8 protein-coding genes and 1 pseudogene are annotated in these 14,830 nt (G+C 61.6%); 4 read left to right on the top strand and 5 right to left on the bottom strand.

What is annotated here, in order from left to right; all coding sequences use genetic code 11:
* Nucleotides 1-221: 221 nt before the first annotated feature.
* Nucleotides 222-1,592, top strand: a complete 1,371-nt coding sequence (locus tag BUS42_RS40725; protein ID WP_254054125.1) for a replication-associated recombination protein A — start codon at nucleotides 222-224, stop codon at nucleotides 1,590-1,592.
* Nucleotides 1,593-1,729: 137 nt separating this feature from the next.
* A complete protein-coding gene (locus tag BUS42_RS40720) occupies nucleotides 1,730-2,389 on the top strand; it encodes a linear amide C-N hydrolase (RefSeq protein ID WP_074317667.1) in 660 nt (219 codons plus the stop codon).
* Between the two features lie 277 nt (nucleotides 2,390-2,666).
* Here BUS42_RS40720 and BUS42_RS45890 read toward each other — a convergent pair whose 3' ends face one another.
* Nucleotides 2,667-4,031, bottom strand: coding sequence for an IS701 family transposase (locus BUS42_RS45890; RefSeq protein ID WP_254054145.1), 1,365 nt, complete (start codon nucleotides 4,029-4,031; stop codon nucleotides 2,667-2,669).
* 186 nt (nucleotides 4,032-4,217) lie between these two features.
* Nucleotides 4,218-5,459, bottom strand: a pseudogene (locus BUS42_RS45885) (IS701 family transposase); the annotation flags it as partial.
* 53 nt (nucleotides 5,460-5,512) lie between these two features.
* Between BUS42_RS45885 and BUS42_RS40705 the strand changes: the two are divergent.
* Entirely contained in the window at nucleotides 5,513-6,013 is a 501-nt protein-coding gene (locus BUS42_RS40705) for a linear amide C-N hydrolase (RefSeq protein ID WP_083671416.1), read from the top strand.
* 436 nt (nucleotides 6,014-6,449) lie between these two features.
* Here the strand turns inward: BUS42_RS40705 and BUS42_RS40700 are convergent, their stop codons facing one another.
* From BUS42_RS40700 to BUS42_RS40690, 3 genes are all read right to left on the bottom strand, one after another.
* Nucleotides 6,450-8,021 carry a M56 family metallopeptidase gene (locus BUS42_RS40700; protein WP_083671413.1) on the bottom strand — a complete coding sequence of 524 codons (1,572 nt, stop codon included), beginning with the start codon at nucleotides 8,019-8,021 and terminating at the stop codon, nucleotides 6,450-6,452.
* Nucleotides 8,018-8,425 carry a BlaI/MecI/CopY family transcriptional regulator gene (locus tag BUS42_RS40695; protein WP_074317657.1) on the bottom strand — a complete coding sequence of 136 codons (408 nt, stop codon included), beginning with the start codon at nucleotides 8,423-8,425 and terminating at the stop codon, nucleotides 8,018-8,020. Before BUS42_RS40695 ends, BUS42_RS40700 begins: the two co-directional genes overlap by 4 nt.
* A 196-nt stretch (nucleotides 8,426-8,621) precedes the next feature.
* Nucleotides 8,622-12,608, bottom strand: a complete 3,987-nt coding sequence (locus tag BUS42_RS40690; RefSeq protein ID WP_143206706.1) for a PKD domain-containing protein — start codon at nucleotides 12,606-12,608, stop codon at nucleotides 8,622-8,624.
* A 1,173-nt stretch (nucleotides 12,609-13,781) separates the two neighbouring features.
* Between BUS42_RS40690 and BUS42_RS40685 the strand changes: the two genes are divergently transcribed.
* Nucleotides 13,782-14,768 carry a DUF1559 domain-containing protein gene (locus BUS42_RS40685; RefSeq protein ID WP_074317652.1) on the top strand — a complete coding sequence of 329 codons (987 nt, stop codon included), beginning with the start codon at nucleotides 13,782-13,784 and terminating at the stop codon, nucleotides 14,766-14,768.
* Nucleotides 14,769-14,830: the final 62 nt, after the last annotated feature.

Raw genomic sequence — 14,830 nt, 5'->3', positions numbered from 1 at the left:
TGTGCAACCCGTGGTACTCAACGGCTTTGACATCGCCTCGGTTATGTCTCAGAAAATCAAAAGAAAAACGAGTCCAATGGCTCAGCAAGCTCTTGCCCGATCGTCCGGCGATCATACCATAAGTGCCGCTTCGCGAAGGTGAATCCCTCTCTCGAGTCGCGCGGCGCCCGGACCTCACGTACTTCCTCTGAAGAAACGCGTGTTATACTGGACATTCAGTCATGTCAAGCCGCGTCGCGGTGCGGACGGACGAACCGGACGAATGTTCGAGGATGCTCACGATGGCCAGGCAGGAAACCAGGGACCTCTTCGGCGAACCGGAAGAAGAAGCGGTGGCCGCGCCGGCAATCGATCCAGGGGCCCCGCTGGCGGAGCGGATGCGGCCACGCACGCTCGAGGAATACGTCGGCCAGGAGCACCTGACGGGCGAGGGCAAGCTCATTCGCCGCCTGATCGAAGATCAGGGCCCCCTCCCTTCCTTGATCTTGTGGGGCGGACCGGGTACGGGGAAAACCACCCTGGGTCGGTTGCTGGCCCAGCGTGCTCACGCGCGATTCGTGCCGCTCTCCGCGGTCCTTTCCGGAGTGAAGGACTTGCGCGAGGCGGTCGCGGAGGCGAAGCGCGACCGTCGCGGGGGGCGGCGAACCGTCTTGTTCATCGATGAGATTCATCGCTTCAATAAATCCCAGCAAGATGCGCTTTTGCCTTCCGTCGAGGACGGCACGGTCTCGCTGGTTGGGGCGACGACCGAGAACCCGTCGTTCGAGGTGAACTCGGCACTCCTGTCACGTTCGCGGGTCCTCGTCCTGAACCCGTTGGGCGAGGCGGAGATCACCGAGATCTTGCGGCGGGCAATGGCGGATACCGAGCGAGGCCTCCGCGCGTTCCAGGTCACGATGTCCGACGAGGACTTGCGGCTGCTCGCTCACTCCGCGGGGGGCGACGCCCGCGTGGCACTCACGGCGCTCGATGCGGCGACTCGGTCCACTGAGCCGGGGGCCGACGGTGTTCGCCGCGTGGACCGCGAAACCCTGGTCGAAGCCCTGGGCCGTTCGCGGTTTGCTTATGACAAGGGGGGCGAGGACCACTACAACCTGGCCTCGGCCTTGATCAAGTCGTTGCGAAACTCGGATGTTGATGCGGCCCTCTACTGGCTGGCCCGCCTGATCGAGGGGGGAGCCGACCCCGTCTTCATCGCCCGTCGTCTCTGCATCCTGGCGTCCGAAGACGTCGGACTCGCCGATCCCCAGGCGATGGTCCAGGCCGCCTCGGCAGCCGAGATCACCCGCCTGATCGGTCTGCCCGAGGCGCTCTATCCGCTTTCCCAACTCACGATCTATCTCGCCCACGCTCCCAAGTCGAACGCCGTGAAGCGTGCCTATCACGCGGCCGCCGCCGATGCGGCCGCCACTCCGCGCGAACCGGTCCCGCTCCACCTGCGCAATGCCGTCACCTCGCTGATGAAAACGTCGGGTTATGCGCAGGGATATCGCTATGTCCATGACGATCCGAAAGCCAGAGAGGAGATGCCGTGTCTCCCAGACTCACTCCGCGGACGTCGCTACTACGAATCCGAAGACAACATTCGTTGACAACGTATTGTTCGATGGCATCGAAGAATTAGCGAGTGATTCTCCGAGGTAGAATTGATTCGCCGCCGAGCGAATCCGACGATTCGCGGGCAACTTCGGATTGATCCCCACCATCGCACTGGTCAAGGAAACACACCGTGAAGCACCCCTTGCTTTCAACGTTCGTCCTCGTGACGACTGCGATCTGGCTTCTCAAAGCTCCCGTCGCGTACGCGTGCACGGGCATCTCATTGAAGGCCCAGGACGGTGCGGCGCTGTTCGGCCGCACGTTGGAATGGGGCGCCTTTGACCTCAAATCGCGACTGGTCGTCGTCCCGCGGGATTACAAGTTCACCGCTCAGACACCGGACAGTAAGCCGGGTCTGTGCTGGAACGCGAAGTACGGTGCCGTGGCACTGGACGGCGCGGGAAAAGCCATCGTCATCGACGGGATGAACGAGAAGGGAATCACGGTCGGCCTCTTTTATCACCCAGGAACCGCCGTCTACCAGAAGTATGATCCGGCCAAGGCAGGCGAATCAATGGCGCCTACCGATGTCGGTATGTATCTGCTCACGACCTGCGGATCGGTGAAAGAAGCCCGGTCGGCCATCCAAAAAGTCCACGTCGTGCCCGTGGTTGAACCGACCCTGGGGATCGTGGCGGGGGTCCACTACATCGTGACCGAGCCCAGCGGCAAGGCGATCGTCATCGAGTACCTCAAAGGGGAACTGACGATCTTCGACGCGCCACTTGGCGTAATCACCAACGCGCCGAGTTACGAATGGCACGAGACCAACTTAATACTACAGCGCTAAGTCGTATCCCATTTGCATCGGGGCAACTCTGTGAGTTTGATGCCCAACTCATGCAGCCTTCGCCTTGTCCGCTTGGTGTGGCACCGCTGTGCCACGGCGTTTCGACGTTGCGCCCGCTCGATCTCTTCGGAGGTTCGCTCCAGTAGCTTCCGCGGAGCACTCAGTTCAAGTTTCGCATAAACAGGGACGGATCGGGAGCGGCCCGAGGCCTGTTATCGACCCCGGCGACCCCTTGATCAAGTGCGAGTGAGGGCCGAAATCTCCGGCCGATGTCGGCTCAGCCCGCGCGGCTGAGAAACTCGGTGAGCTGCGCAATCCAGGCTTTTAGGTCATACCGGTTGGATAGCGCTCCCTCGGTTTTCTCCTCATAGCTGACCCGCCTCAAGGTCGTCAGCAGGTCGGCAAACGAGGCCTCTTGCTTCTTCGGATACCACGGGCGGACCGGAAAACGAAGAAATCGATGACCGGTCTGGTGGAACCAAACCACCACCAAGCTGTAGAGAAACAACGCCATCGGCGCGGTTCGCTCGATGGCCTTGGGGAGGCGATTGGCGGGATCCTCGAGGCCGAGAAGTTGCTTGGTATTTTCAAAAGTACATTCGATTGCCCAACGGTACGAGTAGGCCGAGAGAATCTGCGGGACGGTCCAATCGAGCTTGGTGCAGTAGAACATCTGATCGGGACGTTTCCCCTGGAGGTCACGCACCAAGACGATCGTCAGGAGTCGGTCCTTGCCGGCCTTGTAGTAGAGGGCCTGGATCGTCTTGACCGCCAAGCTGGCATGGAGCCCGAACTGGTCAAAGTCGTGTGGGGTCCAGGGTTGATTCGCATCCTCGGCCCACTCCTTCATGCCGGGGAGGCGCTGGCCTTTCTTGCGGGGCGCCCCTTTGGATTTCTCCTCCTTGGGAGGCGCTGGCTCATAGAGGGCCCCCTTGGGATGGACATGGCTAATGAGATGGACCGTGGGCGGAAGTTGGCCGAGGATGCTCTGGCCCCCATAGGCGCTGTCGCCGGTGATGACGATCTCGTCGTCGGGGAACCAGTCCGCCGCCAAGTGGATCAATTCCATCGCGAGTTCGGGGCGGGTGCGATGATTGGGATCGGGCTTTGCCTTTTTCTTTTTCTGGTTCTTTTTGCCCTTGGTTAAGCCTTGGCGGTTGACATAGAGCCGCATGGCGATGGGCAAGGCAAAGACTTTGGTCGGTGCCCAGAACGGGTGGACGACGATCAGGCAGAGGACGACCCAGTCGTGTCCCCAACTGACGAGAGCTTTGGCTCGACTGGAGATGAGTGGGTCGTAGTGCATGCCGGCGCCGTAGAGGGCGAGTCCGCGTTTTCGGCAGAGGGTGTCGTCGACGGCCCAGTAAAAAGTGGCGCCCGGTGCGAGGATGGAGACGACAAGCTTGGCCAGGGACATCGAGAAGTGATCGAGGTCCCAAGCGGCATGGCTGAAGAAGCGATGGAAGCGTGACCAATGTCCGATGCCAACCTGGCCGCTGGAGAAGATGAGTTCGGTAATATAGCGGTGGCGATTCGAGAGGATCCAGCCGGAGGCGATCAAGGTGAAGGTGTGGAAGGAGGGATTGGTGAAGACGGGTGTGAATTGCTGTAGCAAGAGGAGGAAGGAGGGTGTAAGTTCCATGGGTCGGCGTCCTGTGTCAGGGGAAATTGTTCGGTGTAAGGCCCAAACAATTTGCCAAAAACTGACAGAGACGCCGACGTTTTTTTTTGGAGCCCTATTGAATCTACAAGTCGGAATTTGACATTTGGGAGAAGTGCGAAACTTGAACTCAGCCCCAACCACCAGAATGGGATCAACGCCGCTACTGCGGTGTGTACCTGGCACTCCGTCAGGCCCAGGTTTTTCCCCCCCGAACTCCTGTCGCATCCGCGACAGGAACAGGTAGCTCAGGCAACTCAGGATCAGGTGGCGTTTGAGCCCCTGGTAGCGTCGGCCCTCGTACTGATCCAGCCCGATCTCGGACTTCTGGTCTTCGAAGCAGCGCTCGACTCGCCACCGCGAAAATGCGACGAGCAACAGCACCTGCACCGACGTCTCCTCGGGGGCGTCGCCGACGAAGAACTTCAACTCCGCCGGGTTCAAGACGTCGCGGGCGGCGACCAGGTGCAGCGGCTCGCCCGGCAACCCGTCCGCGCCCACGGGGGAAAACCGCAAGTGCTTGACTTCCCAGACCATCGGCCCCTTGTGCCCGTCCTTGACCCGCCACCGGACCCAGGGCTGGTTGCGAAACCCGTCCTGATCGAGCATCGCCTCGACCCGCCGGGCCGGCGCGCTGCCGCTCGCCAGGCGAGGCGTCTTGCGGCCGCGGCCCCGCCCGTGCTTGCGATACTTCCTGGTGACGACACGCGGTGCCTTGATCCAGCCCATGAAGCTCCGCGGCACCTCGCCGACGTACTTCTGGCTGCGGCCCCTCAACCCCCGCAGGAACTCGGGCTTACTGCCGTAGCCCTCGTCGAAGGTCACCCAGTCGAAGTGCAGACCGTTGGTGATGGCGCGGTCGTAGAGTTCCAGGGCGATCGTCCACTTGGGCCGGTAAACCATAGCGTCGGGGATGCCAGTCTCCCGGCAGCGGTCGCGGTCAGAGGACCAGGACTCCGGCAGATACAGTTCGCCGTCGAGCAGGCAGTGAAAACCGTCGCGGGCGTAGGCGAGGTGGACCGTGACGATGCAGTTCTCCTTCTTGCCGACGGAGCCGCACCACTGCCGCTGCACGCCGGGGGTCTTGTTCCCCTTCTTGACGTCGCTGGTCTCGTCGAAGACGCCGATCGCGTTGGGGCCGGCGTGCTCGTCGCGGACGATGTGCTGGAGCCGGTCGCGCGCCCGGTCCTGGTCCCAGCAGTGCTGGCTGAGGAACTCCTGCAGGGTCCTGACGGGGACGCCGGCATTGATGGCGATCGGCTCGACACTCTTTTCGGGGATGTCCGAGAGTTGCCCGGAGACGTACACCGGCAAATGGGACCGCGTGTCCTTGCGCGGGAAGCAGTCATCGAACCGCTTGAGGAACTTGTTCAGCGCGGGTTTGAGCTTGCGGATCTGTGGGATATCCATACTCGTCCCTCCATAAACCATGAAGGCGAGCATACTTTCGCAATGGCTGGCGGATCAAGACGGTACAACTTGGCGCTGTAGTATTAAGGAACTACATCAACCTCTCGCCGGTCGCCCTGCCGGATAAGAGGATCGCCGACCTCGACTTCAAACCACTGGGAGGCGGCAGTGGCATGATCGGCCTGCCCGGCGACTACACCCCGCCGTCGCGGTTCGTCCGGGCCGTGGCGTTCTCCAAAACGGCCCGCTCCACGAGCTCGGGCGAGGAAGCCATGTACGAAGTGTTCCGCATCCTGGACAACTTCAACGTACCGCTCGGCGCCGCCGAAGGATCAGGCGAAGTCAAGACCTCGGGAATGCGGAGTGCTACACAATGGACAACCTGCAGCGACACCAAGAACCGGGTCATCTATTACCACACGCAGCATAACCGCCGCGTCCGCAGGATCGAGCTCGACCACATCGACTTCGCCAAGCCCACCGAATTGGTCCATCTTCCCTTGGACAGGGAGAAAACGCAGGATATCGAGGATGTCGTTCCGATCTCCAAGTGATAGGAAAGCCACCTGAAAAACCGCTTCTGGCATGACAATCGCATTCGAGGCAAGCAGACTTCTTCACAGCAACGAGTAACCACTTTGACCAAGTACTGGCCATTCCAGAGTCCTCTGTCTCCAAATATCGCATCATGTTAGCGCCTTGACACTCTGCGGATCAAGCTTCGCCGAACCCGCTATAAATCCATCAACAATTTCCGATTAATCGACAGCCAGGATCGGATCCCTCCCGTTGGGCAGGCACGGCCGAGCGCGTCGAAAAAGCGGGAAAACGGGTTCGGCGAAGCATTGCGTTTGCGGCAACTACGGGGGCAAACAGATTGCCGCTACCTCTGCAAACTGTCGGCTCAAATGGCGCGATCCTCGCGGCGTGATGCCCAAAAAATCACAACATGTCTATTATCACTCATCAAATGAGGCGGTCGGTGGAGCACTACTGCCGAGGATGAACGCGGAAATCCCCAGGAAATCGCCGAACGCCCTGGTCGACGATCTTGGTGGCGATCTTTTTGCCGTTCCGCATCATGGCGTCCATCAGAGTCTCGCCGAGTTCGGGGGCGAATTTGATTGGGGCGGAGACGAGGGTCGGCTCGCGGGTGCGATCGTTGGCATGAGGCGGGTTGTTAACCCAGTTGACCCGGACATGAATGGCCCCGATGAGTTGGCGCGGGAGGTTCTGCGGATCTTCAGCCTGGATCGACTTGTCAACGAGGTTCACCGTGCCATCGACAATGGTATCGGCCTCTTCGAGCCTGCCGACAACCTTCCAGGGGGTCTGCGATTCGATCTGCTTCTGGACCAGCTCAGTGAGTTGCAGTTGAACAACACGGGACAAGGAACCTGAGCGAAAAATCGGGACGTAGACCTTACGATCATTACGGACGAGAGGAGCGGAATCTGGGGACGTTCGTTCCTCAGGTCGGCGAGCTCCGGCCGCCTGGGCGCCGCTCGCGAAACCGCCGCGCGGAAGGGCGGGCTCTCCGACCAGCAACACGATGCCAATCAGCGCGGTGGCTCCCGGTCCGACGATAGGTAATCGATACATCGACATGATCTCCGGATTAAGGATTCGGCGGATCCGGGCCATGAGCGGGCCGTCCGAAGCCGCCAGGGAGGGTTGAGAGGCACTGCGGAGCCCCTCCATCGTGGCCAGGGCTTGCGCATAAGCAAGGCGATTGCCACACGCGCGCACCGCCAGGTCATCGCAGCAGTGCTCGCGTTCGTCGCGGATCACCCGGGAAACCCACCAGGCCGCCGGATGGTAGAAGAGCAACAGTTCGATGACGCTCTGCGCGAGGTTGACCAGGTAATCGTGACGGCGGATGTGGGCCAGTTCGTGCGCCAAAATCACTTCCAATTGTCGCGGAGGCAATCCTGTCAGGCTGGCGATCGGCATCAAGATCACCGGACGGAGCCCACCAATCACCATCGGAACCTGGACCTGGGAGGATTCGAGCAGGCGCAGTCCTCTGCGAATCCCGAGCACCCCAACGAGTCGGGCGAGCATCGCTTCGAGTGGGCCGGCGATCGGTCGAGTGTGTCGGCGGCAGAGTCGCCGTATCAGGAACCAGCCACCAACGAGCCGAATCGCCAGTGTGGCCACGCCGACAACCCAGACGCTCACCAACGCGGGCAACAGCGTTCGGGGCCGAGCAAAGGACGGCAACCATGGGGCAAGAAACAATGATCGGGGATGGATCGTCCCCATCGGGCCGGTCGTAACCGGGATCGTCTTTGACGCCCCGATCGCCGCAACCGATCCGACGCGATTCACGGGGCGATCTGCCAGCCCGATGCGCCCCGCCGTGACCGCTGGCAGTGCCACCATCGCGATGAGCGCCGCAGATGCCGCCAGGTAACGCGTTTGTGCCGCGGCGTGGCGCATCCACCTCAACATCACGGCCAGGACCAGCACGATCACGGCACACTGCCAGAGCGAATGCAGCAAGGCCAAGCCTATCCCATCCACGGGCGGCGAGTTCAATAACCCCATCGACATGCTCATGGCTCATCTCCCTCGAGCTGAGCGAGCCAGGTGCGAATCGCGGCCAACTCCTCGGCCGATGCCGGTTTACTCGCCAACGCTTGCATCACCAGTTTCTGGGCTGAGCCACCGAACGCTCGATCCAGGAGGTCGCCGACCAGTTGGCATTGAGTCTGTTCCTCGGGCCGGCTCGCCCAATAGACATGGGTGCGCCGCGATTCATCACGGTCGACCAAGCCCTTCTCGGCCATGATCTGGAGTAGCTTCAGCGCGGTGGTGTATCCCACGGATTGCGCGACGGCGAGTTCCTCCTGCACGTCTCGAACCGTGCTCGGGCCTTTACGCCAAAGCACTCGCAGGATGGCCAACTCGGCATCGGTCGGTCGGGGCGGGTTCAGATTCGGCTTCGGCTTCGACGGTGCCATGATCGCGTAATGCTCCTTGAGTCCGTTGGACCGAGGAGCACGTTATACGAAAACCTTCGTATTGTCAACGAAGGTCTTCGTAACGTTCGATTGGTTGGCGAGGGAGCCACCGAATGGGGCCAGCCGTCACCGTCGCGGTCGCGGCGGTGACGGCCAACTTGTCACAAGTACGTGGCAATTCCGGTCACGGACCGGGTCATTTGACGACAAACTCCAAGGCGTGCTTCACCGGGTCATTGCCGACCGTGACCAGCAACGTGTACTTCCCGGGGGCGAGGCCGCTCGTGTCGAGCTTGTACTTGTACTTTGACCCGTTTTTGTTGAAGACACCGCCGGGGTTTGCATTGCCTTTGGCGCTTGGAATGAAGGTGGCTCCCTGAGCGTCGACGATCTGAACCGCGGTGACGACCAGGCTCGACGACGCGAGGGAACCGCCGGTCGCGTCTTGGACCGCAATCTCGATCGTGACGGCTTTGCCGGCCTTATACGCCTTCGTCGTATCATAGAGGGCGACCACATGGGTCGTTACCGCCAGAGCCGCAGTTCCCTCGGCGCCTTTGAAGTTCAGATCACCCTGGTAAACCATATGGACCGCGAACGCTCCGGCCGGCAGTGAGGCGGTGGGGACGGTTACGGAGAACCGGCCATCACTGCTGATCATGCCCGTCCCAGATGCCATCGGCCCGTTCGGCCCGAAGATTGTCACTGTGACCGACTGGCCGACCGGCAGCACGGTGTTCGACCCAAGGACGCCCGTGACGGTCGTCGACGCGGTCCCAACGATGACCGTGGGCGAACCGAGCGCCGAGAACGCTGTCGTCGCCTGGGTCACCGAGAGGGTGCCCTGGAGGTAGTACACGGTATAGTTCGGCGAGTTCAGGCCCATGGGCGTGATCGCATACGAACCCACGGGCTTGTTGTCGGCCGGGAGGCTCGTCGCAAACGTCAGCGTACCGTCGAGCACGCCCGGCCCCTCGCCCGCGACGAACCCGTCGAATAGGGCCGAGAACTCGGGGTCAGGAGCACCGTAGACTTTCGAAACATTCCGCGCGAAGATCCGCAAGTCACGGGGGGTAACATTAAACCACCACGTGGTCACGGTGACCGGGGCGTAAGTGCCATCACCCAGGAAGCTGTACGTGATCGCATAGGGCGAGCCCAGGACGCCGAGCGTCGCGGTCGAGAAGTCGAGCCTGAATTCACCCGTCGCCGGATCGATCGCGACCGTCTGGGTGACGCCGGCCAAGGTGACGGAGACATCCCCATGCGCGGCTCCCGCGCTGCCGGTGACCAGCCCGCCGAGCGTCGCGAATTCTTGCCCGTAGGTGATCGATCCGCCCAGCGTGTAGAGCGTGGGGGTGAGCGGGTTCACCGTCACGAGCAAGGACGCATGGTCCGTGCCGCCGTTGCCATCGGTCACGTAAACGACGACGCTGTACGTCCCGGCCCGCGAATAGACGTGACTCAGGTCAAACGTCCGATCGGGATTGAGGGCGAGTACCTGCAACCCCGCGCCGTCGCCGTAATCCACCGAGGCGCGGAAGTCCTCACCGACCCCGGGGTCGGTAAACGACCCGTACGCGGTGAAGGTGTCGGCCACGTTGATCGCGATGTCCGGGCCGAGAGTGACGATCGGCGGCCGGTTATCAATGGTGATCGTGCTGGTGGCGAGACTGGTCTGCCCGCTTGCGTCGATCACCTTGAGGCTGATGGTCAGGATGGCCCCGCCAGGCAATCCGGCGGCGGAGAAGACCGGGTTCAGGCCAACCTCATCGCCGTTGGAGGCGGCCGAGCCGGTCTCGCCGAACACGCCGTTGCCGTTCAGGTCCCAGAGGTAGGTGAGTGAACCTGGATCCTGGTCAGGGTCGGTCGTGCCTGAGGCATCAAGCGTGACGGTCGTCCCTTCTTCGACCGTGTACGGCCCCCCGGCACTGGCCGTCGGCGGAGTGTTAACGGGGGGTTGGGTGGGCATGGTGCCGACGGCAACGCCCAGCGGGTTATGCAAGATCCCCCCCGACGCGACGACGGACTGCGCTCCGGTCACCAGATCGACGCCGATCAACGCGCCGAGGCCATCGAGAGCGCCGGGATCGGCCACGATCAGACGACCGTCGGGGGCGATCGCAAGTCCGATCGGCGCTCGGAACAGGCCCCCCTGGGAGATCAAGGTCTGGACGCCGGTCGCAGGGTCAATCCGGAAGATCGCGCCCTGGCCACCCATCGCCGAGGGGTCGGACACGATCAGGCTTCCGTCGGGAGCCACGACCACGTCGGTCGGGTCGACGAGAGCACCGCCGGTTGCAATCAGGGTCTGCACGCCGGTGACCGGATCGATTCGGAAGACCTGGCCGGTCTCACCGACGTACCAGGAGCTCGCTACGAAGATCGTGCCGTCAGGGGCGGTCGCGATCCCGAACGGTCGCTGGAGCATGCCGGCGTCCGACACGAGCGTCTGCGCCCCCGTCGTGGGGTCGACCCGGACAACCCGCCCCAACCCGCCGTAGCCGAAGTCGGCAACCAGGAAACTGCCGTCCGGGGCAATCACGACTTCAAAGGGGTCGACGAGATACTCGCCCGTGGTGATCACCGTTTGGACCCCGGTGACCGGGTCCACGCGGAAGAGGGTACCGGTGCCACCCAACAAGCCCTGATCGGCCACGATCAGCGAGCCGTCAGACGCCTGCGCCACGCTGTACGGGTCAATGAACTGACCTCCCGCCGAGACGATGGTCTGGGCTCCGGTGGCCGCGTCGATCCGGATCACTTTGCCGGTCCCTCCGCCGTAATCCTCAAGGTCGGCGACGTAATACGCGGCCGGGGCGGAGGGTGGATGAATTTGACGGGTCTGGATGCTGACCGAGTCGACCGCGAGATCGAAGAAGTTCTGGTTCTCGGCGATCGCGATCCGGAGTCGCACCGTCCGGCCGGCGAAGGCGGAGAGGTCGGCATTGATCTCGGTCGGGGCCAGCGAGTTCGGGTCGCCGGACTTCGTCTGGAAGACGGTCATGAGGACGTCACCGGCCGCCGTCGAGAGAATGTCGGCGGTCGGGTCGACAATGTCGATGCGAATCTGTTGGTTCGCAAAGGTTTGAAAACTCAGCGCGTCGAGTGTGTCGGGCGTGAAGAATCCGATCGCCTGATTATGATAGGCTACGAGCATGGACAGGCGGGCCGACTGCCCGGCCGGCAGGGCAACGTTCTGGTAGAGAACCTCCGTCCCTGGCCCGTACAAGTCGTTGGTCGCCGCGAAATGACCCTGCGGCGGGGCCGGATACGGCCGACTCGGTAGGTCGGCAACACTATAGGTGTGAATGCTCTGCCCGTTACTTCCGGGTTGAGTGTACGTATACCAGCCGGTGAGATCTCCGCTTTCGAAATCACCGTTGATAATCTGCTCCGCGCCTGGTTCGGGCTCGGTATCAACTACGACCCCGTCGCCGGCGAGGGCCGAGACCGGATAGGGAATATTCAGCGTCTCCAGATAGTTCCCCGTGCGGTCGGTCACATAGACCTGGCCCATTTGCGCGGATCCGAAGTAAAGCTTACCATCGACAAACGCGGCCCCTAAGATCGGGCCAGGGAGCGCAAACCGTCCCAGGACATCACCCGTCGCCGGGTCAATCCGCACGGCGGTCGTGAAGGACTCGGTCGCCACCAGCTCATCCGGGCCGTCCGCGCCGGTGAGTCCCCCGGCCAGGTTGGCCGCCACGTTCAGCCGACCGACGACGGTCTCAGTCGTCGGGTCGACTACAACAAGCTGGTGGTTGAGAATATCCTGAAGATAGACCTTACCGCCCACCGCGCCGATCCCATCAATCTGGCCACTCCCATCACCCACGGCCGCGGATCGGATCACGGAACCAGTATCCGGGTCGAGTTCCCAGAGCCGGTCCGTATTGTCGTGAGGCATGTAGTAAAGGACCCGGCCGTCGAACGCCAGGCCGTTCTCACCGAACGGGTCCGCCGGTACCGGTGTGCTGAACCGACGAAGCTCGGCCCCACTCTGAGGGTCGAGCTCGGCAATCACCGAGGGACCATTGAGCGGGAGCGCAAACAGCCGGCTCGCGAGCAACGTTCGGCCTTCGAGAGCCTCAATGCTGAAGTTGCTCGTCCGCCTGGCCGCTCTGGCCTGACGTTGCCTCCGGGAAAACAGTCCGTGTCCTCTGCCCTGTTGTGCTCTCAAGGGATCGTCCTCGGGGGGGGTGGGAGAGCTTCGCGGCCGCGGGACCGCTGAAATACGGCCGGGTTGGCGTCCTGAAGCCCAAAAAATCGACCGCACCGGTCCGCCTTATATGGCCGGCAGTGCGGGACGAATAACATCAATCATGAGACATTGAATTGCAAGATGCCTGAACGCATTTCTGAAGCCGATGTTTCACCTTGGCAACATGGGCCTCAAACAATTCCTGGAGTAGTGCGGTGAACAGAGGTCGAGCGGCAAGTTGGAGATGAAGCGGGGGATCGAAGTGGACTTGGCACGAATCCTGCACAGCGAACGGCCGCGTCCGCATCCCATCGATAATCGGCGCCATCGCTGCTCGGTCTAAACCGGTGCCGTCCCCTGAATTTCGAGGGCACCGGCAAGCGGAGCACGCCCGCGGCAACCACAGGCACCGCTGTCATTCGGAAGAAGGAAGTCAGAGATCACCGGATCTATGAGACCAGAGGCTGAGACAAATACCACCACCACCGGCGTGATTTGAGCAAAAGGGAAGCTTGGCCGGCGAGCGGATTGCCCTCCGCAAACGCAATCGCTCAAAACCACTCCGACCCCCGCGGCGAATCAGAACGGCGAGCGCATAAGTGTCGACACGGAAATCGGATCGAGTCGGCAGCCTGATTTCCTTAAGACGGCGATCATAGTCTCCACGGAAGTGATGACGACATCCTCCTCCCTAATTCCGAATTCCTTAATACATAAGAACCTTTTTTCGGTTCGCTAAATCCTAATTCTTTAAATCACGATACCTCGCTAAGTTTGTTCTTGCTTTTCGGGCAGTGCGTGCTTATACCTCAAGATGCCTGATGGAGTTTTGTGCTGCTTCCATCCATCTCTAATCGTCCAGTGAATCATGAGCTTTAAGACCGCCTGGTGCCAGACGCGAGGTCCGACCTCACGTCCCTGGTTCCCCCTACCAGACGTATTCGTGCCCGAGCCGCAGACGATTCGGTTAGTTTGCTAGGCTGGTTGCACGGTGGTCGGTGGGTGAATTCCGAGTGCAGAGTCGCGATGGCGTCAAGCCATGGGGACTTTGCACGCGCGGAGAAGTCTTGCTCAGCAAGCTCGTTTGCGATTAGTCGTCATCGTCATCTCTGATCCATCTTTCACGCTTTCACGTGGTGGGAGTCAATTCCGATGAGAAGAGTTTGTCGTCGTGCGTTCACTTTAATCGAGTTGCTCGTCGTGATCGCGATTATCGCCGTTCTGATCGCGTTGTTGCTGCCGGCCGTGCAGGCCGCACGTGAAGCGGCGCGGCGTTCACAATGCATCAACAACCTGAAGCAGCTTGGCATTGCGCTGCATAACTACCATGGCACCGTGAATGCGTTGCCTTGGGGGCAAGGACCCCGCGGATGGAACGACTGGGGGCCGCATCCTTTGATGCTGACCTACATCGAACAGAACGCGCTGTATAACGCCTTGAATTTCACCGCGGGGATGGCCGACCCCGGCAGGGCGGAAAACACCACGGGGATTCGAACGGTGGTGAATGCCTTCCTTTGCCCGTCGGACTCCGATCGTTTGTCCAACGTTGAAGGGAAGACGAACTATGTCGCCAACGCGGGCGCCAGGCCTGACTCGTTCTTCCTCGCGGGGATCCCGGACGGAATGTTCGGCGTGGTACCGGAAACCAAGGCGGTCTCATTCGCGTCAGTGACGGACGGACTGAGCCAGTCCGCGGCGTTCAGCGAACGGGTCAAGGGGACCGGCAGCGGCGCGAACAACAATCGGCGCGATCAGAATCGCCCGTCCGCCACCATCTATGATGTCGCCGCGCAAACGCCCGGGGATAGCGCCCTCGCGTACGCCACCGCATGCAAGGCGATTAACCCCGCGACCGGTAACATGGCCGGTGGCATGGCGTCGGGTCGATACTGGCATACCGGCCACCCGGCCACGGGGCGATACAACCATGTCATGACGCCCAACGGGACCAGTTGTCTCTACGCTCCGGACAACGGTGGCGGGGCGTCGACCGCGAGCAGCTACCATTCCGGTGGGGTCAACGTCCTGTTCGGCGACGGGACGGTCCGCTTCGTCAAGAACACGATCTCCCAAACGACTTGGTGGTCCGTAGCCACGATTCAGGGAGGCGAGGTGGTCTCGAGTGATAGCCTCTAAATAATCGTTGGATCGAGTTTCACCCCACGGGTTCAAGGCGCTTGAATCCAGAGGGCGACCGA

Origin of the sequence: Singulisphaera sp. GP187 (assembly GCF_900129635.1) — a bacterium.
Taxonomy (GTDB): domain Bacteria; phylum Planctomycetota; class Planctomycetia; order Isosphaerales; family Isosphaeraceae; genus Singulisphaera.
This window is presented reverse-complemented; position numbering and strand designations above follow the sequence as displayed.

Excerpts from the sequence above, each read along its gene's own strand:
- BUS42_RS40685 (WP_074317652.1), top strand. The coding sequence starts at position 13,782 with ATGAGAAGAGTTTGTCGTCGTGCGTTCACTTTAATCGAGTTGCTCGTC.
- BUS42_RS40725 (WP_254054125.1), top strand. The coding sequence starts at position 222 with ATGTCAAGCCGCGTCGCGGTGCGGACGGACGAACCGGACGAATGTTCG.
- BUS42_RS45890 (WP_254054145.1), bottom strand. The coding sequence starts at position 4,031 with ATGGAACTTACACCCTCCTTCCTCCTCTTGCTACAGCAATTCACACCC.
- BUS42_RS40700 (WP_083671413.1), bottom strand. The coding sequence starts at position 8,021 with ATGAGCATGTCGATGGGGTTATTGAACTCGCCGCCCGTGGATGGGATA.
- BUS42_RS40695 (WP_074317657.1), bottom strand. The coding sequence starts at position 8,425 with ATGGCACCGTCGAAGCCGAAGCCGAATCTGAACCCGCCCCGACCGACC.